Origin of the sequence: Escherichia sp. WS547, from assembly GCF_046486065.1 — a bacterium.
Taxonomy (GTDB): domain Bacteria; phylum Pseudomonadota; class Gammaproteobacteria; order Enterobacterales; family Enterobacteriaceae; genus Escherichia; species Escherichia coli.
On sequence record NZ_JBJQMA010000030.1, the window covers coordinates 34241 to 56071 of the forward strand.

Genomic DNA, 21831 nt, shown 5'->3' on the forward strand with positions numbered 1-21831 from the left:
TCAACGCTACGTTATTTATTCTCACGTTGCACGAGATTGTATCCCTTTTCACTAACGTGGTAGTGAGGCATAGACTTATTCCCGCTATCCTCAATAATAACCAAACCTTCGTTAGCTAATTTGTTAACAATGTTAACAACATTCCCGAATCCTGGAATTTGCCTTATGGATAGTGTGCGATCGAGATTCATCCAGTTCCAGTTTATATCTTTCTTAGTCATAACGTTCAGCACGTTAAGTTCATTTTTAGTGATCACGATATTCTGTACCAAAATTGATGAGTATCTTATTGAAAGATCACAATGTAAATCATGCTCCTGTAATGGCTGGATCAGAAGAGGTTGTCTTGTTGTTCTTTGATAAGATTCAATCCATATTGAGAAACTCTGTAGCGTGGTCTAGAGTTGCCCTCACCATTTACGATATCAACCAACCCATGATTAACCAGCTTTGTTACGATATTCGCTACGTTGCCAAATCCTGGAATATTTCGTATAGCTAAAGTACGATCCAGCACCATCCAGCTCCAGTCAATATCTTTCTCAGCCATAACTTTCAGCACGTTAAATTCAACTATCGTAATCGTCATTTTGTTGCATCCGGATGAAATAAGTCAGTATCTTTAATTTTAAAGTCTTCTAGAGTTGCAGTATGTACATTATTCCATAATTCATATCCATCTAAACCTTTCGGTTCACCTGTTTCCCATCCTAAATTACAATAACGCTGATACTCGCGACATTCATGAGTATAGTAGTTCAGATCGTATTTTTCAGGAAGCAATTCTTTATTTGCTATTTTCTTTAGCCTTGAAATCATTACATCATTAGCTGGATCATGATCAAATCTGGAGATATGCTTTTCAACAATAGCGATACCTTCCCTGTTGATTGTTACGCCATCTATCGTCAGGTTTTCAATTGGACCACCGGCAAGGTCGGGATTAAATGGTCTTCCTGATACTGCTCCTCTGGCTCCGAAATGCTCAAGTGATTCCAAATCAGGGAATCTCATTCTTCCCAGAACAACTCCAGCAACTATTGAAGCACCAGCGATGAGTAACCCTTTGTTATCCATAACTTGATCGTAACCAGCAGGTGCATCTCCTCCCAACTTGTTTGCTGTTTCCCTGAATCCTTCGATATTCCCATTGTATATGCCGCCAGCAGCAAGCAGTCTGCCAACCGCTTTACTATTGAGTGTTTTGAGGCCATTATCATCTTTAGTTTTTGGCCGTGGTATAAACAGACGGTTGTAGTTATCGGGAAATGCCAAATAACTAAATTCAGTATTAGCAATCAGATGCCTGGAGAGTATATATTCATAACTGACAGTGATGGTTTCTGTATCCAGATTGTTCTCAGTAAACAGGTGATTGATTGCTGATAAGAGCGCGCCGCGAAGTTGAATGTTGTAATATTTCTCCCATCGACCAAATCTATTGATCCGATAGAAGTCAAACTCCATGAACAACTGCTCGTTATTGTTAATAGCGTTAATAAGTAACGGGGAGCTTTTGTCAATCAATTTACAGAAACTAAGGCCATGCAATTGTGACCCTTTGCCTGTATTCGTAATACTATTAGAGAGCGAGAACGCGAAGATTTCATCTTCATGGCCAATCTGCCAGCGATTACCTATTGATGCGCTCGTTCCACAACGAGAGGAAATACATCCTTGTTGTTCTCCGGTTATGTTCAGGTAAATAATATCACTCATCCTTGAAAAACCTTTTGTTAATTCTTTTGTGAAAGAAAAATAGTATTGTTATTTTTTACCTTTATTTACGCCTAAAAGGGATGAACTAAAATGTGAAAAACAAAATGTTTCACTTTAATATCTTTTTATCAGGAAGGTCTGAGATAATTTATAATTAATGTGAATGTGTTGATAATAATTAATGTTTGTTTGAGAATGGGAGTTGATGGTAAATCTCTAAGGTGTCTGCCAGTGAAGAGATTCACTTATGACTATTACTTGCCGACTTTCTTAAGGTCAAATAGCGGAGTCGTGCTCTCCAATCAATTCATACTGATTATTTTTTGGGGGACAGAGATGGCAGCAAAACGCACTCGTTCACTCACCATCTCAAATATAGACTAAGAGGAAACTAATTCCGCTTCCCACCATACTGCTTAAACCACTCCAGCATACGCTGCCAGCCATCTTTCGCAGATTCGGCATGATAGCTCGGGCGATAATCGGCGTTGAATGCATGCCCGGCATCCGGGTAGACGATAATCTCTGCTTTCGCATTAGCAGCCCGCAGCGCCTGGCGCATGGTTTCAACGCTCTCCTGCGGAATGCTGTTATCCTGACCACCATATAAGCCGAGAACCGGCGCGTTAAGATCGGTTGCGATATCAACAGGTTGTTTCGGTGAATTCAGCGACTTATCGCCTGTCAGTTTGCCGTACCATGCCACCGCCGCTTTCAGTTGCGGGTTATGCGCAGCATACAGCCAGGTGATACGTCCACCCCAGCAGAATCCGGTGATCATTAAACGATGAACATCGCCGCCGTTGCGGGAAGCCCAACTGGCGACATGATCGAGATCGGCCAGCACCTGCGAGTCAGGCACTTTTGCTACCAGACCGCTAAGCAACGTGGGGATATCGGCAAAATCATTCGGATCGCCTTCGCGGAAGTAAAGTTCAGGTGCAATAGCCAGATACCCCTCCAGCGCCAGACGGCGACAAATGTCGCGGATATGTTCATGCACGCCAAAAATATCCTGCACTACAATGACCACTGGCAGTGGGCCATCGCTCTGCTTTGGTCTGGCATGGTAAGCAGGCATGTTATCCCCTTGTGAAGGGATAGAGGTGAAGCCCGCCACAATCGCGTCGTCCGGAGTCTGAACGATGGTCGAAGCGAGAGGCGATGCAGCAGGTGCAAATCCAGATTGTTGTGTTGTTGCCATGGTATTCTCCGTACCCTTATAAAAATGTTGCGCAATGTTAACTATAGTCAGCATGCAACAAATCACATTGCCTGAATCGGCTCATCTTTTATGCAGTCCTGCAGAATGAAGAGTGATTTATGTGATTTGCATCACTTTTGGGGGGTAAATTTATGCAACGCATTTGCGTCATGGTGATGAGTATCACGAAAAAATGTTAAACCCTTCGGTAAAGTGTCTTTTTGCTTCTTCTGACTAAACCGATTCACAGAGGAGTTGTATATGTCCAAGTCTGATGTTTTTCATCTCGGCCTCACTAAAAACGATTTACAAGGGGCTACGCTTGCCATCGTCCCTGGCGACCCGGATCGTGTGGAAAAGATCGCCGCGCTGATGGATAAGCCGGTTAAGCTGGCATCTCACCGCGAATTCACCACCTGGCGTGCAGAGCTGGATGGTAAACCTGTTATCGTCTGCTCTACCGGTATCGGCGGCCCGTCTACCTCTATTGCTGTTGAAGAGCTGGCACAGCTGGGCATTCGCACCTTCCTGCGTATCGGTACAACGGGCGCTATTCAGCCGCATATTAATGTGGGTGATGTCCTGGTTACCACGGCGTCTGTTCGTCTGGATGGCGCGAGCCTGCACTTCGCACCGCTGGAATTCCCGGCTGTCGCTGATTTCGAATGTACGACTGCGCTGGTTGAGGCTGCGAAATCCATCGGCGCGACGACTCACGTTGGCGTGACGGCTTCTTCTGATACCTTCTACCCAGGTCAGGAACGTTACGATACTTACTCTGGTCGCGTAGTTCGTCACTTTAAAGGTTCTATGGAAGAGTGGCAGGCGATGGGCGTAATGAACTATGAAATGGAATCTGCAACCCTGCTGACCATGTGTGCAAGTCAGGGCCTACGTGCCGGTATGGTAGCGGGTGTTATCGTTAACCGCACCCAGCAAGAGATCCCGAATGCTGAGACGATGAAACAAACTGAAAGCCAAGCGGTGAAAATCGTGGTGGAAGCGGCGCGTCGTCTGCTGTAATCCTCTTCTCCTGTCTGAAGGCCGACGCGTTCGGCCTTTTGTATTTTTGCGTAGCGCCTCGCAGGAAATGCCTTTCCAACTGGACGTTTGTACAGCACAATTCTATTTTGTGCGGGTAAGTTGTTGCGTCAGGAGGCGTTGTGGATTTCTCAATCATGGTTTACGCAGTTATTGCGTTGGTGGGTGTGGCAATTGGCTGGCTGTTTGCCAGTTATCAACATGCGCAGCAAAAAGCCGAGCAATTAGCTGAACGTGAAGAGATGGTCGCGGAGTTAAGCGCGGCAAAACAACAAATTACCCAAAGCGAGCACTGGCGCGCTGAGTGCGAGTTACTCAATAACGAAGTGCGCAGCCTGCAAAGTATTAACACCTCTCTGGAGGCCGATCTGCGTGAAGTAACCACGCGGATGGAAGCCGCACAGCAACATGCTGACGATAAAATTCGCCAGATGATTAACAGCGAGCAGCGCCTCAGTGAGCAGTTTGAAAACCTCGCCAACCGTATTTTTGAGCACAGCAATCGCCGGGTTGATGAGCAAAACCGTCAGAGTCTGAACAGCCTGTTGTCGCCGCTGCGTGAACAACTGGATGGTTTTCGCCGACAGGTACAGGACAGCTTTGGTAAAGAAGCACAAGAACGCCATACCCTGACCCACGAAATTCGTAATCTACAACAACTCAACGCGCAAATGGCCCAGGAAGCGATCAACCTGACCCGCGCGCTGAAAGGCGATAACAAAACCCAGGGGAACTGGGGCGAAGTGGTACTGACGCGGGTGCTGGAGGCTTCCGGACTGCGTGAAGGGTATGAATACGAAACCCAGGTCAGCATCGAAAATGACGCCCGCTCGCGGATGCAGCCGGATGTCATCGTGCGGCTACCGCAGGGGAAAGATGTGGTGATCGATGCCAAAATGACGCTGGTCGCCTATGAACGCTACTTCAACGCGGAAGACGACTACACACGCGAAAGCGCATTGCAGGAGCATATTGCTTCGGTACGTAATCACATCCGCTTGCTTGGGCGCAAAGACTATCAACAGCTGCCGGGGCTACGAACGCTGGATTACGTGCTGATGTTTATCCCTGTGGAACCCGCTTTTTTACTGGCGCTTGATCGCCAGCCGGAGCTGATCACCGAAGCATTAAAGAACAACATAATGCTGGTTAGCCCCACCACGCTGCTGGTGGCGTTGCGTACTATCGCCAACCTTTGGCGTTATGAGCATCAAAGCCGTAACGCCCAGCAAATCGCCGATCGCGCCAGCAAGCTGTACGACAAGATGCGTTTGTTCGTCGATGACATGTCAGCGATTGGTCAAAGTCTCGACAAAGCGCAGGATAACTATCGCCAGGCAATGAAAAAACTCTCTTCAGGTCGCGGAAATGTGCTGGCGCAGGCAGAAGCGTTTCGCGGTTTAGGGGTAGAAATTAAACGCGAGATTAATCCGGATTTGGCTGAACAAGCGGTGAGCCAGGATGAAGAGTATCGACTGCGGTCGGTTCCGGAGCAGCCGAATGATGAAGCTTATCAACGCGATGATGAATATAATCAGCAGTCGCGCTAGCCCATTGGGGGTAGTTAAGCCGGGTAGAAATCTAGGGCATCGACGCCCAATCTGTTACACTTCTGGAACAATTTTTTGATGAGCAGGCATTGAGATGGTGGATAAGTCACAAGAAACGACGCACTTTGGTTTTCAGACCGTCGCGAAGGAACAAAAAGCGGATATGGTCGCCCACGTTTTCCATTCCGTGGCATCAAAATACGATGTCATGAATGATTTGATGTCATTTGGTATTCATCGTTTGTGGAAGCGATTCACGATTGATTGCAGCGGCGTACGCCGTGGGCAGACCGTGCTGGATCTGGCTGGTGGCACCGGCGACCTGACAGCGAAATTCTCCCGCCTGGTCGGAGAAACTGGCAAAGTGGTCCTTGCTGATATCAATGAATCCATGCTCAAAATGGGCCGCGAGAAGCTGCGTAATATCGGTGTGATTGGCAACGTTGAGTATGTTCAGGCGAACGCTGAGGCGCTGCCGTTCCCGGATAACACCTTTGATTGCATCACTATTTCGTTTGGTCTGCGTAACGTCACCGACAAAGATAAAGCACTGCGTTCAATGTATCGCGTGCTGAAACCCGGCGGCCGCCTGCTGGTGCTTGAGTTCTCGAAGCCAATTATCGAGCCGCTGAGCAAAGCCTATGATGCATACTCCTTCCATGTGCTGCCGCGTATTGGCTCACTGGTCGCGAACGACGCCGACAGCTATCGTTATCTGGCAGAATCCATCCGTATGCATCCCGATCAGGATACTCTGAAAGCCATGATGCAGGATGCCGGATTCGAAAGTGTCGACTACTACAATCTGACGGCAGGGGTTGTGGCGTTGCATCGTGGTTATAAGTTCTGACAGGAGACCGGAAATGCCTTTTAAACCTTTAGTGACGGCAGGAATTGAAAGTCTGCTCAACACCTTCCTGTATCGCTCACCCGCGCTGAAAACGGCCCGCTCGCGTCTGTTGGGCAAAGTGCTGCGCGTGGAGGTAAAAGGCTTTTCGACGTCATTGATTCTGGTGTTCAGCGAACGCCAGGTTGATGTACTGGGCGAATGGGCAGGCGATGCTGACTGCACCGTTATCGCTTACGCCAGTGTGTTGCCGAAACTTCGCGATCGCCAGCAGCTTGCCGCCCTGATTCGCAGTGGTGAGCTGGAAGTGCAGGGCGATATTCAGGTGGTGCAAAACTTCGTTGCGCTGGCAGATCTGGCAGAGTTCGACCCTGCGGAACTGCTGGCCCCTTATACCGGTGATATCGCCGCTGAAGGAATCAGCAAAGCCATGCGCGGAGGCGCAAAGTTCCTGCATCACGGCATTAAGCGCCAGCAACGTTATGTGGCAGAAGCCATTACTGAAGAGTGGCGTATGGCACCCGGTCCGCTTGAAGTGGCCTGGTTTGCGGAAGAGACGGCTGCTGTCGAGCGTGCTGTTGATGCCCTGACCAAACGGCTGGAAAAACTGGAGGCTAAATGACGCCAGGTGAAGTACGGCGCCTATATTTCATCATTCGAACTTTTTTAAGCTACGGACTTGATGAACTGATCCCCAAAATGCGTATCACCCTGCCGCTACGGCTATGGCGATACTCATTATTCTGGATGCCAAATCGGCATAAAGACAAACCTTTAGGTGAGCGACTACGACTGGCCCTGCAAGAACTGGGGCCGGTATGGATCAAGTTCGGGCAAATGTTATCAACCCGCCGCGATCTTTTTCCGCCGCATATTGCCGATCAGCTGGCGTTATTGCAGGACAAAGTTGCTCCGTTTGATGGCAAGCTGGCGAAGCAGCAGATTGAAGCTGCAATGGGCGGCTTGCCGGTAGAAGCGTGGTTTGACGATTTTGAAATCAAGCCGCTGGCTTCTGCTTCTATCGCCCAGGTTCATACCGCGCGATTGAAATCGAATGGTAAAGAGGTGGTGATTAAAGTCATCCGCCCGGATATTTTGCCGGTCATTAAAGCAGACCTGAAACTTATCTACCGTCTGGCTCGCTGGGTGCCGCGTTTGCTGCCGGATGGTCGCCGTCTACGCCCAACCGAAGTGGTGCGCGAGTACGAAAAGACCTTGATTGATGAACTGAATTTGCTGCGGGAATCTGCCAACGCCATTCAGCTTCGGCGAAATTTTGAAGACAGCCCGATGCTCTACATCCCGGAGGTTTACCCTGACTATTGTAGTGAAGGGATGATGGTGATGGAGCGCATTTACGGCATTCCGGTGTCTGATGTTGCGGCGCTGGAGAAAAACGGCACCAACATGAAATTGCTGGCGGAACGCGGCGTGCAGGTGTTCTTCACTCAGGTTTTTCGCGACAGCTTTTTCCATGCCGATATGCACCCTGGCAACATCTTCGTAAGCTATGAACACCCGGAAAACCCGAAATATATCGGCATTGATTGCGGGATTGTTGGCTCGCTAAACAAAGAAGATAAACGCTATCTGGCAGAAAACTTTATCGCCTTCTTTAATCGCGACTATCGCAAAGTGGCAGAGCTACACGTCGATTCTGGCTGGGTGCCACCAGATACCAACGTTGAAGAGTTCGAATTTGCTATTCGTACGGTCTGTGAACCTATCTTTGAGAAACCGCTGGCCGAAATTTCGTTTGGACATGTACTGTTAAATCTGTTTAATACGGCGCGTCGCTTCAATATGGAAGTGCAGCCGCAACTGGTGTTACTCCAGAAAACCCTGCTCTACGTCGAAGGGGTAGGACGCCAGCTTTATCCGCAACTCGATTTATGGAAAACGGCGAAGCCTTTCCTGGAGTCGTGGATTAAAGATCAGGTCGGTATTCCTGCGCTGGTGAGAGCATTTAAAGAAAAAGCGCCGTTCTGGGTCGAAAAAATGCCAGAACTGCCTGAACTGGTTTACGACAGTTTGCGCCAGGGCAAGTATTTACAGCACAGTGTTGATAAGATTGCCCGCGAGCTTCAGTCAAATCATGTACGTCAGGGACAATCGCGTTATTTTCTCGGAATTGGCGCTACGTTAGTATTAAGTGGCACATTCTTGTTGGTCAGCCGACCTGAATGGGGGTTGATGCCCGGCTGGTTAATGGCAGGTGGTCTGATCGCCTGGTTTGTCGGTTGGCGCAAAACACGCTGATTTTTTCATCGCTCAAGGCGGGCCGTGTAACGTATAATGCGGCCTTGTTTAATCATCATCTACCACAGAGGAACATGTATGGGTGGTATCAGTATTTGGCAGTTATTGATTATTGCCGTCATCGTTGTACTGCTTTTTGGCACCAAAAAGCTCGGCTCCATCGGTTCCGATCTTGGTGCGTCGATCAAAGGCTTTAAAAAAGCAATGAGCGATGATGAACCAAAGCAGGATAAAACCAGTCAGGATGCTGATTTTACTGCGAAAACTATCGCCGATAAGCAGGCGGATACGAATCAGGAACAGGCTAAAACAGAAGACGCGAAGCGCCACGATAAAGAGCAGGTGTAATCCGTGTTTGATATCGGTTTTAGCGAACTGCTATTGGTATTCATCATCGGCCTCGTCGTTCTGGGGCCGCAACGACTGCCTGTGGCGGTAAAAACGGTCGCGGGCTGGATTCGCGCGTTGCGTTCACTGGCGACAACGGTGCAGAACGAACTGACCCAGGAGTTAAAACTCCAGGAGTTTCAGGACAGTCTGAAAAAGGTTGAAAAGGCGAGCCTCACTAACCTGACGCCCGAACTGAAAGCGTCGATGGATGAACTACGCCAGGCCGCGGAGTCGATGAAGCGTTCCTACGTTGCAAACGATCCTGAAAAGGCGAGCGATGAAGCGCACACCATCCACAACCCGGTGGTGAAAGACAATGAAACTGCGCATGAAGGCGTAACGCCTGCTGCTGCACAAACGCAGGCCAGTTCGCCGGAACAGAAGCCAGAAACCACGCCAGAGCCGGTGGTAAAACCTGCTGCGGACGCTGAACCGAAAACCGCTGCACCTTCCCCTTCGTCGAGTGATAAACCGTAAACATGTCTGTAGAAGATACTCAACCGCTTATCACGCATCTGATTGAGCTGCGTAAGCGTCTGCTGAACTGCATTATCGCGGTGATCGTGATATTCCTGTGTCTGGTCTATTTCGCCAATGACATCTATCACCTGGTATCCGCGCCATTGATCAAGCAGTTGCCGCAAGGTTCAACGATGATCGCCACCGACGTGGCCTCACCGTTCTTTACGCCGATCAAGCTGACCTTTATGGTGTCGCTGATTCTGTCAGCGCCGGTGATTCTCTATCAGGTGTGGGCGTTTATCGCCCCAGCGCTGTATAAGCATGAACGTCGCCTGGTGGTGCCGCTGCTGGTTTCCAGCTCTCTGTTGTTTTATATCGGCATGGCGTTCGCCTACTTTGTGGTCTTTCCGCTGGCATTTGGCTTCCTTGCCAATACCGCGCCGGAAGGGGTACAGGTATCCACCGACATCGCCAGCTATTTAAGCTTCGTTATGGCGCTGTTTATGGCGTTTGGTGTCTCCTTTGAAGTGCCGGTGGCAATAGTGCTGCTGTGCTGGATGGGGATTACCTCGCCAGAAGACTTACGCAAAAAACGCCCGTATGTGCTGGTTGGTGCATTCGTTGTCGGGATGCTGCTGACACCGCCGGATGTCTTCTCGCAAACGCTGTTGGCGATCCCTATGTACTGTCTGTTTGAAATCGGTGTCTTCTTCTCACGCTTTTACGTTGGTAAAGGGCGAAATCGGGAAGAGGAAAACGACGCTGAAGCAGAAAGCGAAAAAACTGAAGAATAAATTCAACCGCCCGACAGGGCGGTTGTCATATGGAGTACAGGATGTTTGATATCGGCGTTAATTTGACCAGTTCGCAATTTGCGAAAGACCGTGATGATATTGTAGCGCGCGCTTTTGACGCGGGAGTTAATGGGCTACTCATCACCGGCACTAACCTGCGTGAAAGCCAGCAGGCGCAAAAGCTGGCGCGTCAGTATTCATCCTGTTGGTCAACGGCGGGCGTACATCCTCACGACAGCAGCCAGTGGCAAGCTGCGACTGAAGAAGCGATTATTGAGCTGGCCGCGCAGCCAGAAGTGGTGGCGATTGGTGAATGTGGTCTCGACTTTAACCGCAACTTTTCGACGCCGGAAGAGCAGGAACGCGCTTTTGTTGCTCAGCTACGCATTGCCGCAGAATTAAACATGCCGGTATTTATGCACTGTCGCGATGCCCACGAGCGGTTTATGACATTGCTGGAGCCGTGGCTGGATAAACTGCCTGGTGCGGTTCTTCATTGCTTTACCGGCACACGCGAAGAGATGCAGGCGTGCGTGGCGCATGGAATTTATATCGGCATCACTGGTTGGGTTTGCGATGAACGACGCGGACTGGAGCTGCGGGAACTTTTGCCGTTGATTCCGGCGGAAAAATTGCTGATCGAAACTGATGCGCCGTATCTGCTCCCTCGCGATCTCACGCCAAAGCCATCATCCCGGCGCAACGAGCCAGCCCATCTGCCCCATATTTTGCAACGTATTGCGCACTGGCGTGGAGAAGATGCCGCATGGCTGGCTGCCACCACGGATGCCAATGTTAAGACACTGTTTGGGATTGCGTTTTAGAGTTTGCGGAACTCGGTGTTCTTCACACTGTGCTTAATCTCTTTATTGATAAGATTAAGTAACAGCATGGAGCGAGCCTCGCCGTCGGGTTCGGTGAAAATGGCCTGAAAACCTTCGAACGCGCCTTCGGTAATAATCACCTTATCACCCGGATAAGGGGTTGCCGGATCGACAATGTCTTTCGGTTTATATACCGATAGCTGATGAATCACCGCCGATGGGACTATCGCTGGCGATGCGCCAAAGCGCACGAAGTGGCTGACACCGCGGGTCGCGTTGATAGTCGTGGTATGAATCACTTCTGGATCAAATTCCACAAACAGGTAGTTGGGGAACAATGGTTCACTGACTGCAGTACGTTTGCCACGCACCATTTTTTCCAGGGTGATCATCGGTGCCAGGCAATTCACAGCCTGTCTTTCGAGGTGTTCCTGGGCACGTTGAAGTTGCCCGCGCTTGCAGTACAGTAAATACCAGGATTGCATAATGACTCTTATCCGTTTAATCGGGGCGCAAGGATAGCAAAAGCTTTACGCTAAGTTAATTATATTCCCCGGTTTGCGTTATACCGTCAGAGTTCACGCTAATTTAACAAATTTACAGCATCGCAAAGATGAACGCCGTATAATGGGCGCAGATTAAGAGGCTACAATGGACGCCATGAAATATAACGATTTACGCGACTTCTTGACGCTGCTTGAACAGCAGGGTGAGCTAAAACGTATCACGCTCCCGGTGGATCCGCATCTGGAAATCACTGAAATTGCTGACCGTACTTTGCGTGCCGGTGGGCCTGCGCTGTTGTTCGAAAACCCTAAAGGCTACTCAATGCCGGTGCTGTGCAACCTGTTCGGTACGCCAAAGCGCGTGGCGATGGGCATGGGGCAGGAAGATGTTTCGGCGCTGCGTGAAGTTGGTAAATTATTGGCGTTTCTGAAAGAGCCGGAGCCGCCAAAAGGTTTCCGCGACCTGTTTGATAAACTGCCGCAGTTTAAGCAAGTATTGAACATGCCGACAAAGCGACTGCGTGGTGCGCCGTGTCAGCAAAAAATTATCTCCGGCGATGACGTCGATCTTCACCGTATCCCCATTATGACCTGCTGGCCGGAAGACGCCGCGCCGCTGATTACCTGGGGGTTGACCGTGACGCGCGGCCCGCATAAAGAGCGGCAGAATCTGGGCATTTATCGCCAGCAGCTGATTGGTAAAAACAAATTGATTATGCGCTGGCTGTCGCATCGCGGCGGCGCGCTGGATTTCCAGGAGTGGTGTGCGGCGCATCCGGGCGAACGTTTCCCGGTTTCTGTGGCGCTGGGTGCTGATCCCGCCACAATTCTCGGTGCAGTCACCCCCGTTCCAGATACGCTTTCAGAGTATGCGTTTGCCGGATTGCTGCGCGGCACCAAGACCGAAGTGGTGAAGTGTATCTCCAATGACCTTGAAGTGCCCGCCAGTGCGGAGATAGTGCTGGAAGGGTATATCGAACAAGGCGAAACTGCGCCGGAAGGGCCGTATGGCGACCACACCGGTTACTATAACGAAGTCGATAGTTTCCCGGTATTTACTGTGACGCATATTACCCAGCGTGAAGATGCGATTTATCATTCCACCTATACCGGGCGTCCGCCGGATGAACCTGCGGTGCTGGGTGTCGCACTGAACGAAGTGTTTGTGCCGATTCTGCAAAAACAGTTCCCGGAAATTGTCGATTTTTACCTGCCGCCGGAAGGCTGCTCTTATCGCCTGGCGGTAGTGACGATCAAAAAACAGTACGCCGGACACGCGAAGCGCGTCATGATGGGCGTCTGGTCGTTCTTACGCCAGTTTATGTACACTAAATTTGTGATCGTTTGCGATGATGACGTCAACGCACGCGACTGGAACGATGTGATTTGGGCGATTACCACCCGTATGGACCCGGCGCGGGACACGGTGTTGGTCGAAAATACGCCTATTGATTATCTGGATTTTGCCTCGCCTGTGTCCGGGCTGGGTTCAAAAATGGGGCTGGATGCCACGAATAAATGGCCAGGGGAAACCCAGCGTGAATGGGGACGTCCCATCAAAAAAGATCCGGATGTTGTCGCGCATATTGACGCCATCTGGGATGAACTGGCTATTTTTAACAACGGTAAAAGCGCCTGATGCGCGTTTGTTTTGCCCTATTTATCGATCCGACAGAGAAAGCGCATGACAACCTTAAGCTGTAAAGTGACCTCGGTAGAAGCTATCACGGATACCGTATATCGTGTCCGCATCGTGCCAGACGCGGCCTTTTCTTTTCGTGCTGGTCAGTATTTGATGGTAGTGATGGATGAGCGTGACAAACGTCCGTTCTCAATGGCTTCGACGCCGGATGAAAAAGGTTTCATCGAGCTGCATATTGGCGCTTCTGAAATCAACCTTTACGCGAAAGCAGTCATGGACCGCATTCTTAAAGATCATCAAATCGTGGTCGATATTCCGCACGGTGAGGCATGGCTGCGCGATGATGAAGAACGTCCAATGATTCTCATCGCGGGCGGCACCGGGTTCTCTTATGCGCGCTCGATTTTGCTGACGGCGCTGGCGCGTAACCCAAACCGTGATATCACCATTTACTGGGGCGGGCGTGAAGAGCAGCATCTTTATGATCTCTCCGAGCTTGAGGCGCTTTCGCTTAAGCACCCTGGTCTGCAAGTGGTGCCGGTGGTTGAACAACCGGAAGCGGGCTGGCGTGGGCGTACTGGCACTGTGTTAACGGCGGTATTGCAGGATCACGGTACGCTGGCAGAGCATGATATCTATATTGCCGGACGTTTTGAGATGGCGAAAATTGCCCGTGACCTGTTTTGCAGTGAGCGTAATGCGCGGGAAGATCGCCTGTTTGGCGATGCGTTTGCATTTATCTGAGATATAAAAAACCCGCCCCTGACAGGCGGGAAGAACGGCAACTAAAACTTTATACAGTGGCATTTAGATCTATGTCGCATCCGGCATACGCTGCCTGATGCGACGCTGGCGCGTCTTATCAGGCCTACATTGGTGCTGGATCGGTAGACCGGATAAGGCGTCACGCCGCATCCGGCAAGTGGTTAAATCCGCTCAAACACCGTCGCAATACCCTGACCCAGACCGATACACATCGTCGCCAGACCAAACTGGGCATCTTTGCGCTCCATCAGATTCAGCAGCGTGGTGCTGATACGCGCACCGGAACAACCCAGCGGATGACCCAGCGCGATCGCGCCACCGTTGAGGTTGATCTTCTCGTCAATCTGCTCAATCAGTCCCAGATCTTTAATACATGGCAGGATCTGCGCGGCAAAGGCTTCGTTCATCTCAAACACGCCGATATCACTGGCAGAAAGCCCCGCTTTTTTCAGCGCCAGCTTCGAGGCCGGAACCGGGCCGTAACCCATAATCGATGGGTCACAACCAACGACCGCCATCGAACGCACACGGGCGCGCGGCTTAAGACCTAATTCACGGGCGCGGCTTTCACTCATCACCAACATGGCAGCTGCACCATCGGAAAGCGCAGAAGATGTGCCCGCCGTTACCGTACCGCTGACGGGATCAAACGCCGGACGCAGCGTGGCGAGGGCTTCCACGGTGGTTTCCGGGCGAATCACTTCGTCGTAATTAAACTGCTTCAGGACGCCGTCGGCATCGTGACCACCGGTCGGGATAATTTCATTTTTAAATGCACCCGACTGCGTGGCAGCCCAGGCGCGGGCGTGTGACCGCGCGGCAAAGGCATCCTGCATTTCACGGTTGATACCGTGCATACGCGCCAGCATTTCTGCCGTTAAGCCCATCATGCCCGCCGCTTTGGCGACATTGCGGCTCAGGCCGGGGTGAAAATCGACGCCGTGACTCATCGGCACATGGCCCATATGCTCCACGCCGCCAACCAGACATGCCTGCGCATCGCCGGTCATGATCATTCGTGCTGCATCATGCAGTGCCTGCATGGATGAACCACACAAGCGATTGACGGTAACCGCCGGGACAGAGTGTGGTACTTCTGCCAGCAGCGCCGCGTTACGGGCGATATTAAAACCCTGCTCCAGCGTCTGCTGCACACAACCCCAGTAAATATCGTCGAGGGCCGCCGCTTCCAGCGCCGGGTTACGCGCCAGCAGGCTACGCATTAAATGAGCGGAGAGATCTTCTGCACGCACGTGACGAAAAGCACCGCCCTTCGAACGGCCCATCGGGGTGCGAATTGCATCGACAATGACAACCTGTTCCATTGTGACTCCTTAAGCCGTTTTCAGGTCGCCAACCGGACGGGCTGGCTCAACCGGGGGATAGTACGGTTCGTTATGACGCGCTTTATTACGCAGACCTTCCGGCACTTCATACAGCGGGCCGAGGTGCTGATATTGCTGTGCCATATCGAGGTATTTTGCGCTACCGAGGGTGTCCAGCCAGCGGAACGCACCGCCGTGGAACGGAGGGAAGCCCAGGCCGTAGACCAGCGCCATATCCGCTTCTGCCGGAGTGGCGATAATGCCTTCTTCCAGACAGCGGACCACTTCGTTGACCATCGGGATCATCATGCGGGCGATAATCTCTTCTTCGCTGAAATCGCGCTTCGGCTGGCTCACTTCTGCCAGCAGGTCGTCAACGACGGCGTCTTCTTCTTTCTTCGGCTTACCTTTGCTGTCTTCTTTATAACGCCAGAAACCGAGGCCGTTCTTCTGACCAAAGCGGTTGGCATCAAACAGCGCGTCGATGGTATCGCGATAATCTTTCTGCATCCGCTGCGGGAAGCCTGCTGCCATGACAGCCTGGGCATGATGCGCGGTGTCAATGCCCACAACGTCCAGCAGATATGCCGGACCCATAGGCCAGCCAAACTGTTTTTCCATCACTTTGTCGATCTTGCGGAAATCCGCGCCGTCGCGCAGCAGCTGGCTGAAACCCGCGAAGTAGGGGAACAGCACGCGGTTAACGAAGAATCCGGGGCAGTCGTTAACCACAATCGGCGTTTTGCCCATCTTGCTCGCCCAGGCGACGACTTTCGCGATGGTTTCGTCGGAGCTTTTCTCGCCGCGAATAATTTCCACCAACGGCATCCGGTGCACCGGGTTAAAGAAGTGCATCCCGCAGAAGTTTTCCGGACGTTCCAGCGCGTTGGCCAGTTCGCTGATAGGAATGGTTGAAGTGTTAGACGCCAGCACGGTATCCGGGCGTACTTTCTGCTCGGTTTCTGCCAGTACGGCTTTTTTCACTTTCGGGTTTTCGACAACCGCTTCTACCACAACATCCACGCGGTCAAAACCAGAGTAATCGAGCGTTGGGTGGATTGTGGAGATCACGCCAGCCAGTTTCAGACCATCGATCTTGCCGCGCTCAAGCTGCTTGTTCAGCAGTTTCGCGGCTTCGGTCATGCCGAGGGTTAACGACTTGTCGTTGATATCTTTCATGACAACCGGTACGCCTTTCCACGCAGACTGGTAAGCGATGCCGCCACCCATAATGCCTGCGCCCAGCACAGCGGCCTGTTTCGGGGTTTCAACGTCTTTGGTGAGTTTCTTCGCTTTGCCTTTTACATATTGATCGTTAAGGAAAATGCCGACCAGTGCGCGGGCTTCGTTGGTGTGCGCCAGCGGGACAAAGCTTTTGTTTTCCAGATTTAATGCTTCTTCACGACCAAAACGGGCCGCCGCTTCAATGGTTTTTACTGCGGTGATGGGGGCCGGATAATGTTTCCCCGCCGTTTGTGCGACCATCCCTTTAGCGATGGTGAAGCTCATGGTGGCTTCAATCTTGCTCAGTTTTAGCGGTTCCAGCTTCGGCTGACGTTTCGCTTTCCAGTCGAGGTCGCCGTTAATGGCCTGGCGTAAAATCGCCATCGCCCCTTCAACCAGTTTTTCTGCTTTGACTACACCATCCACCAGACCGATTTTCAGCGCCTGATCCGCGCCGACATCTTTACCGGCGGCAATGATTTCCAGCGCACTGTCAGCGCCCAGCATACGTGGCATACGTACAGAACCGCCAAAGCCCGGCATGATGCCCAGTTTGGTTTCCGGCAGACCGATGCGCAGATCCGGCGTCGCCAGACGATAATCGGTCGCCAGCACGCATTCGCAGCCACCGCCCAGCGCATAGCCGTTGACGGCAGCAATGGTCGGCACCGGGAGATCTTCCAGGCGATTAAACACGCTATTGGCAAAGTGCAGCCACTGACTTAACTGTTCTTCAGGAACGAGGAACAGGGACAAAAATTCGGTGATATCAGCACCGACGATAAAGGCTGATTTGTTCGAACGTAGCAGCAGCCCTTTTAGATCTGATTGCTGTTCCAGCACGCCGATGGCCTCGCCGAGGCTGGCGACGGTCGCAGTGTCGAGTTTATTAACTGAACCTGGGGCATCAAATACCAGTTCGGCAATGCCATCTTCCAGCCAGTCAAGGTACAGGGTGTCGCCTTTGTAAAGCATGTCAGTCTCCTGAATCCGCAAGGTGATCTGGTCGTACCAGATGCATCGAAGTGTGTATTTTGTGTTAAAAATATGCAAATAAAAGATTAAAGAAATGCCGATCTGATCACGCTCGGCAGAAATCACGCTCTGGATGAACGATGTGCTAAGATGCGGAGACTTAAGGTCAAAAAAACAGAAGGGTAAAAAATGGAATCACTGGCCTCACTCTATAAAAATCATATAGCTACCTTACAAGAACGGACTCGCGATGCGCTGGCGCGCTTCAAGCTGGATGCGTTACTTATTCACTCCGGCGAACTGTTCAACGTTTTTCTCGACGATCATCCCTATCCGTTTAAAGTGAATCCGCAATTCAAAGCGTGGGTGCCGGTAACTCAGGTGCCAAACTGCTGGCTGTTGGTGGATGGCGTGAACAAGCCGAAACTGTGGTTTTATCTGCCGGTTGATTACTGGCACAACGTCGAACCGCTGCCGACCTCCTTCTGGACTGAAGATGTAGAAGTGATCGCGCTGCCGAAAGCCGATGGCATTGGTAGCCTGCTGCCTGCTGCGCGCGGGAATATCGGTTATATCGGTCCGGTGCCGGAGCGTGCGCTGCAACTGGGTATTGAGGCCAGCAATATCAACCCGAAAGGGGTGATCGACTACCTGCATTACTACCGCTCCTTCAAAACCGAGTACGAACTGGCCTGTATGCGTGAAGCGCAGAAAATGGCGGTCAACGGTCATCGCGCGGCAGAAGAAGCGTTCCGTTCTGGCATGAGCGAGTTCGATATCAATATTGCCTATCTGACCGCGACCGGTCATCGTGATACCGACGTACCTTACAGCAACATTGTGGCGCTTAACGAACACGCTGCGGTGTTGCATTACACCAAACTGGACCACCAGGCACCGGAAGAGATGCGCAGCTTCCTGCTGGATGCCGGGGCCGAATATAACGGCTATGCGGCTGACCTGACCCGTACCTGGTCGGCAAAAAGCGATAACGACTACGCACAGCTGGTGAAAGACGTAAATGATGAACAACTGGCGCTGATCGCCACCATGAAAGCAGGCGTCAGCTATGTGGATTACCACATCCAGTTCCATCAGCGCATCGCCAAACTGCTGCGTAAACATCAAATCATCACCGATATGAGTGAAGAAGCGATGGTCGAAAACGATCTCACCGGACCGTTTATGCCGCACGGTATCGGCCATCCGCTGGGCCTGCAGGTGCATGACGTAGCCGGTTTTATGCAGGATGATAGCGGTACGCACCTCGCGGCACCGGCAAAATATCCGTACCTGCGCTGCACCCGTATTCTCCAGCCGGGCATGGTGTTAACCATCGAGCCGGGTATCTACTTCATCGAATCGCTACTGGCACCGTGGCGTGAAGGGCAGTTCAGTAAACACTTTAACTGGCAGAAAATTGAAGCACTGAAACCGTTCGGCGGCATTCGTATCGAAGACAACGTGGTGATCCACGAAAACAACGTGGAAAACATGACCCGGGATCTGAAACTGGCGTGATGGAAAGCTGGTTAATTCCTGCGGCACCAGTCACGGTCGTTGAAGAGATCAAAAAGAGCCGCTTCATAACGATGTTGGCGCATACCGATGGCGTTGAGGCGGCGAAAGCGTTTGTTGAATCGGTGCGGGCAGAACACCCCGATGCCCGCCACCATTGCGTGGCGTGGGTGGCGGGTGCGCCGGATGATTCTCAACAGCTCGGTTTCTCTGACGACGGGGAACCGGCGGGAACGGCCGGTAAACCGATGCTCGCCCAACTAATGGGCAGCGGCGTCGGGGAAATTACCGCTGTGGTGGTGCGCTACTACGGCGGCATATTGCTTGGTACCGGTGGGTTAGTGAAAGCGTATGGCGGCGGAGTGAATCAGGCGCTGCGCCAGCTAACGACCCAACGCAAGACGCCATTAACCGAATATACTTTGCAATGTGAATATAGTCAGTTAACCGGCATTGAAGCGTTGCTGGGGCAGTGTGACGGCAAAATTATCAACAGTGATTATCAGGCATTCGTTCTGCTGCGGGTGGCGCTTCCGGCGGCGAAAGTGGCTGAATTTTCCGCAAAGCTGGCGGATTTTAGCCGTGGTTCATTGCAATTGTTAGCGATTGAAGAATAATCCCCACTTCGTTTTGCAGAACTAAGGAAGCGGCAGAGATGCATTTTCGCGCCATTACCCGAATCGTTGGACTACTGGTCATCTTATTTTCAGGGACCATGATTATCCCTGGGCTGGTAGCACTCATCTACCGGGATGGAGCGGGCCGCGCTTTTACCCAGACCTTTTTTGTCGCCCTCGCCATTGGCTCTATGCTGTGGTGGCCGAACCGCAAAGAGAAGGGCGAACTGAAATCCCGTGAGGGGTTTCTGATAGTGGTGCTGTTCTGGACCGTGCTGGGTAGCGTCGGTGCGCTCCCTTTTATCTTCTCGGAAAGCCCGAACCTCACGATTACCGATGCGTTTTTTGAATCTTTCTCTGGCCTGACCACCACGGGGGCCACTACGCTGGTGGGGCTGGATTCGCTCCCTCACGCCATCCTCTTTTATCGCCAGATGCTGCAATGGTTTGGCGGGATGGGGATCATCGTGTTGGCGGTTGCGATACTGCCTATCCTCGGCGTGGGTGGGATGCAGCTCTATCGCGCAGAAATGCCCGGCCCGCTGAAAGATAACAAAATGCGCCCGCGAATTGCGGAAACGGCGAAAACCCTGTGGTTGATTTATGTCTTGCTGACCGTCGCCTGTGCGCTGGCGTTGTGGTTTGCCGGAATGGATGCCTTTGATGCCATCGGCCATAGCTTTGCGACTATCGCTATTGGCGGCTTCTCGACACATGATGCCAGTATCGGTTATTTCGACAGCCCGACAATTAACACTATCATTGCTATCTTCCTGTTGATCTCCGGCTGTAACTACGGTCTGCACTTTTCGCTGTTAAGTGGGCGTAGTCTGAAGGTTTATTGGCGCGATCCGGAATTTCGCATGTTTATCGGCGTACAGTTTACGCTGGTGATTATTTGTACCCTCGTGCTGTGGTTTCATAATGTCTATAGTTCGGCGCTGATGACAATTAACCAGGCGTTTTTCCAGGTGGTGTCGATGGCGACAACCGCCGGGTTTACGACTGACAGCATTGCCCGCTGGCCGCTCTTTTTGCCGGTACTGCTCTTATGTTCAGCTTTTATCGGCGGTTGTGCCGGGTCAACGGGCGGTGGCCTGAAAGTGATCCGCATCCTGCTGCTGTTTAAGCAGGGGAACCGTGAGCTGAAACGACTGGTGCATCCGAACGCCGTCTATAGCATTAAGCTGGGGAATCGCGCACTGCCGGAACGTATCCTCGAAGCCGTTTGGGGATTTTTCTCCGCCTATGCATTGGTGTTTATTGTCAGTATGCTGGCGATTATCGCCACGGGCGTGGATGACTTTTCTGCCTTTGCCTCAGTTGTTGCGACATTGAATAACCTGGGGCCAGGGCTTGGCGTGGTTGCTGATAACTTTACCAGTATGAACCCGGTGGCTAAATGGATCCTGATTGCCAACATGCTGTTTGGTCGTCTTGAGGTCTTTACATTGCTGGTGCTCTTTACCCCGACTTTCTGGCGTGAATGATGGAGTAATACGTGAAAACATTAATTCTTTTCTCAACAAGGGACGGACAAACGCGCGAGATTGCCTCCTACCTGGCTTCGGAACTGAAAGAACTGGGGATCCAGGCGGATGTCGCCAATGTGCACCGCATTGAAGAACCACAGTGGGAAAACTACGACCGTGTGGTCATTGGTGCTTCTATTCGCTATGGTCACTACCACTCTGCGTTCCAGGAATTTGTCAAAAAGCATGCGACGCGGCTGAATTCGATGCCGAGCGCCTTTTACTCCGTAAACCTGGTGGCGCGTAAACCTGAGAAGCGTACTCCACAGACCAACAGCTACGCGCGGAAGTTTCTGATGAGTTCACAATGGCGTCCCGATCGCTGCGCGGTCATTGCCGGGGCGCTGCGTTACCCACGTTATCGCTGGTATGACCGTTTTATGATCAAGTTAATTATGAAGATGTCAGGCGGTGAAACGGATACGCGCAAAGAAGTTGTCTATACCGATTGGGAGCAGGTGGCGAATTTCGCCCGAGAAATCGCCCATTTAACCGACAAACCGACGCTGAAATAAGCATAAAGAATAAAAAATGCGCGGTCAGAAAATTATTTTAAATTTCCTCTTGTCAGGCCGGAATAACTCCCTATAATGCGCCACCACTGACACGGAACAACGGCAAACACGCCGCCGGGTCA

Annotated in this window: 22 protein-coding genes; 15 read left to right on the forward strand and 7 right to left on the reverse strand. The window is 51.5% G+C overall.

Going from position 1 to position 21831, the window contains the following annotated elements:
- Positions 1-11: 11 nt before the first annotated feature.
- The 4 genes from ACJHWK_RS21215 to ACJHWK_RS21230 all read right to left on the reverse strand — a co-directional run bounded on the left by ACJHWK_RS21215 (position 12) and on the right by ACJHWK_RS21230 (position 2923).
- The gene (locus ACJHWK_RS21215; RefSeq protein ID WP_311439646.1) at positions 12-257 is read right to left on the reverse strand and encodes a MarR family transcriptional regulator; all 246 of its coding nucleotides are present in this window, start codon (positions 255-257) and stop codon (positions 12-14) included.
- Positions 258-331: 74 nt separating this feature from the next.
- Positions 332-589 carry a hypothetical protein gene (locus tag ACJHWK_RS21220; RefSeq protein WP_001521776.1) on the reverse strand — a complete coding sequence of 86 codons (258 nt, stop codon included), beginning with the start codon at positions 587-589 and terminating at the stop codon, positions 332-334.
- Complete coding sequence (gene tssD / locus ACJHWK_RS21225) at positions 586-1719, reverse strand: type VI secretion system tube protein TssD (protein ID WP_001521777.1); 1134 nt, start codon at positions 1717-1719, stop codon at positions 586-588. Before tssD ends, ACJHWK_RS21220 begins: the two co-directional genes overlap by 4 nt.
- A gap of 391 nt (positions 1720-2110) precedes the next feature.
- A complete protein-coding gene (locus ACJHWK_RS21230) occupies positions 2111-2923 on the reverse strand; it encodes a dienelactone hydrolase family protein (protein ID WP_001521778.1) in 813 nt (270 codons plus the stop codon).
- 261 nt (positions 2924-3184) lie between these two features.
- Between ACJHWK_RS21230 and udp the strand changes: the two genes are divergently transcribed.
- From udp to tatD, 9 genes are all read left to right on the forward strand, one after another.
- Positions 3185-3946: a uridine phosphorylase gene (udp, locus tag ACJHWK_RS21235; protein WP_000045180.1), complete on the forward strand. Its 762-nt coding sequence runs from the start codon at positions 3185-3187 to the stop codon at positions 3944-3946.
- A 140-nt stretch (positions 3947-4086) separates the two neighbouring features.
- Positions 4087-5514: a DNA recombination protein RmuC gene (gene rmuC, locus ACJHWK_RS21240; protein ID WP_000347717.1), complete on the forward strand. Its 1428-nt coding sequence runs from the start codon at positions 4087-4089 to the stop codon at positions 5512-5514.
- A gap of 94 nt (positions 5515-5608) precedes the next feature.
- Positions 5609-6364 (forward strand): bifunctional demethylmenaquinone methyltransferase/2-methoxy-6-polyprenyl-1,4-benzoquinol methylase UbiE, encoded by a 756-nt coding sequence (gene ubiE / locus ACJHWK_RS21245; protein WP_000227958.1) that lies wholly within the window; start codon positions 5609-5611, stop codon positions 6362-6364.
- Between the two features lie 13 nt (positions 6365-6377).
- Positions 6378-6983, forward strand: coding sequence for a ubiquinone biosynthesis protein UbiJ (gene ubiJ, locus ACJHWK_RS21250; RefSeq protein WP_001309097.1), 606 nt, complete (start codon positions 6378-6380; stop codon positions 6981-6983).
- Positions 6980-8620: a ubiquinone biosynthesis regulatory protein kinase UbiB gene (ubiB, locus tag ACJHWK_RS21255; protein WP_000187543.1), complete on the forward strand. Its 1641-nt coding sequence runs from the start codon at positions 6980-6982 to the stop codon at positions 8618-8620. Before ubiJ ends, ubiB begins: the two co-directional genes overlap by 4 nt.
- A gap of 78 nt (positions 8621-8698) precedes the next feature.
- On the forward strand, positions 8699-8968 hold the full coding sequence (gene tatA, locus ACJHWK_RS21260) for a Sec-independent protein translocase subunit TatA (protein WP_001295260.1): 270 nt from the start codon (positions 8699-8701) through the stop codon (positions 8966-8968).
- A 3-nt stretch (positions 8969-8971) separates the two neighbouring features.
- Positions 8972-9487 carry a Sec-independent protein translocase protein TatB gene (gene tatB, locus ACJHWK_RS21265; RefSeq protein ID WP_000459600.1) on the forward strand — a complete coding sequence of 172 codons (516 nt, stop codon included), beginning with the start codon at positions 8972-8974 and terminating at the stop codon, positions 9485-9487.
- Between the two features lie 2 nt (positions 9488-9489).
- The gene (gene tatC, locus ACJHWK_RS21270) at positions 9490-10266 is read left to right on the forward strand and encodes a Sec-independent protein translocase subunit TatC (RefSeq protein WP_000109943.1); all 777 of its coding nucleotides are present in this window, start codon (positions 9490-9492) and stop codon (positions 10264-10266) included.
- Between the two features lie 41 nt (positions 10267-10307).
- Positions 10308-11090 (forward strand): 3'-5' ssDNA/RNA exonuclease TatD, encoded by a 783-nt coding sequence (gene tatD / locus ACJHWK_RS21275; RefSeq protein ID WP_001521781.1) that lies wholly within the window; start codon positions 10308-10310, stop codon positions 11088-11090.
- On the opposite strand, the gene rfaH is transcribed toward tatD, so the two are convergent.
- Positions 11087-11575, reverse strand: coding sequence for a transcription/translation regulatory transformer protein RfaH (rfaH, locus tag ACJHWK_RS21280; RefSeq protein ID WP_001192406.1), 489 nt, complete (start codon positions 11573-11575; stop codon positions 11087-11089). The genes tatD and rfaH overlap by 4 nt on opposite strands.
- Before the next feature lie 166 nt (positions 11576-11741).
- Here rfaH and ubiD point away from each other — a divergent pair, with 166 nt between their 5' ends.
- Complete coding sequence (gene ubiD / locus ACJHWK_RS21285) at positions 11742-13235, forward strand: 4-hydroxy-3-polyprenylbenzoate decarboxylase (protein WP_000339783.1); 1494 nt, start codon at positions 11742-11744, stop codon at positions 13233-13235.
- A 45-nt stretch (positions 13236-13280) separates the two neighbouring features.
- Positions 13281-13982, forward strand: a complete 702-nt coding sequence (fre, locus tag ACJHWK_RS21290) for an NAD(P)H-flavin reductase (RefSeq protein WP_001306785.1) — start codon at positions 13281-13283, stop codon at positions 13980-13982.
- Positions 13983-14164: 182 nt separating this feature from the next.
- Here the strand turns inward: fre and fadA are convergent, their stop codons facing one another.
- Entirely contained in the window at positions 14165-15328 is a 1164-nt protein-coding gene (gene fadA, locus ACJHWK_RS21295; protein WP_001521782.1) for an acetyl-CoA C-acyltransferase FadA, read from the reverse strand.
- A gap of 9 nt (positions 15329-15337) precedes the next feature.
- Positions 15338-17527, reverse strand: a complete 2190-nt coding sequence (fadB, locus tag ACJHWK_RS21300; protein WP_001521783.1) for a fatty acid oxidation complex subunit alpha FadB — start codon at positions 17525-17527, stop codon at positions 15338-15340.
- 189 nt (positions 17528-17716) lie between these two features.
- Here fadB and pepQ point away from each other — a divergent pair, with 189 nt between their 5' ends.
- Genes pepQ through hemG form a run of 4 tightly spaced genes read left to right on the forward strand, consistent with a single transcriptional unit; the run spans position 17717 to position 21709 of the window.
- A complete protein-coding gene (gene pepQ / locus ACJHWK_RS21305) occupies positions 17717-19048 on the forward strand; it encodes a Xaa-Pro dipeptidase (RefSeq protein WP_000444561.1) in 1332 nt (443 codons plus the stop codon).
- Positions 19048-19662: an IMPACT family protein gene (locus ACJHWK_RS21310; RefSeq protein WP_001296979.1), complete on the forward strand. Its 615-nt coding sequence runs from the start codon at positions 19048-19050 to the stop codon at positions 19660-19662. Before pepQ ends, ACJHWK_RS21310 begins: the two co-directional genes overlap by 1 nt.
- 38 nt (positions 19663-19700) lie before the next feature.
- On the forward strand, positions 19701-21152 hold the full coding sequence (gene trkH, locus ACJHWK_RS21315) for a Trk system potassium transporter TrkH (protein ID WP_000545669.1): 1452 nt from the start codon (positions 19701-19703) through the stop codon (positions 21150-21152).
- An 11-nt stretch (positions 21153-21163) separates the two neighbouring features.
- Positions 21164-21709, forward strand: coding sequence for a menaquinone-dependent protoporphyrinogen IX dehydrogenase (gene hemG / locus ACJHWK_RS21320; protein ID WP_000853963.1), 546 nt, complete (start codon positions 21164-21166; stop codon positions 21707-21709).
- The last annotated feature ends 122 nt before the right edge of the window (positions 21710-21831 follow it).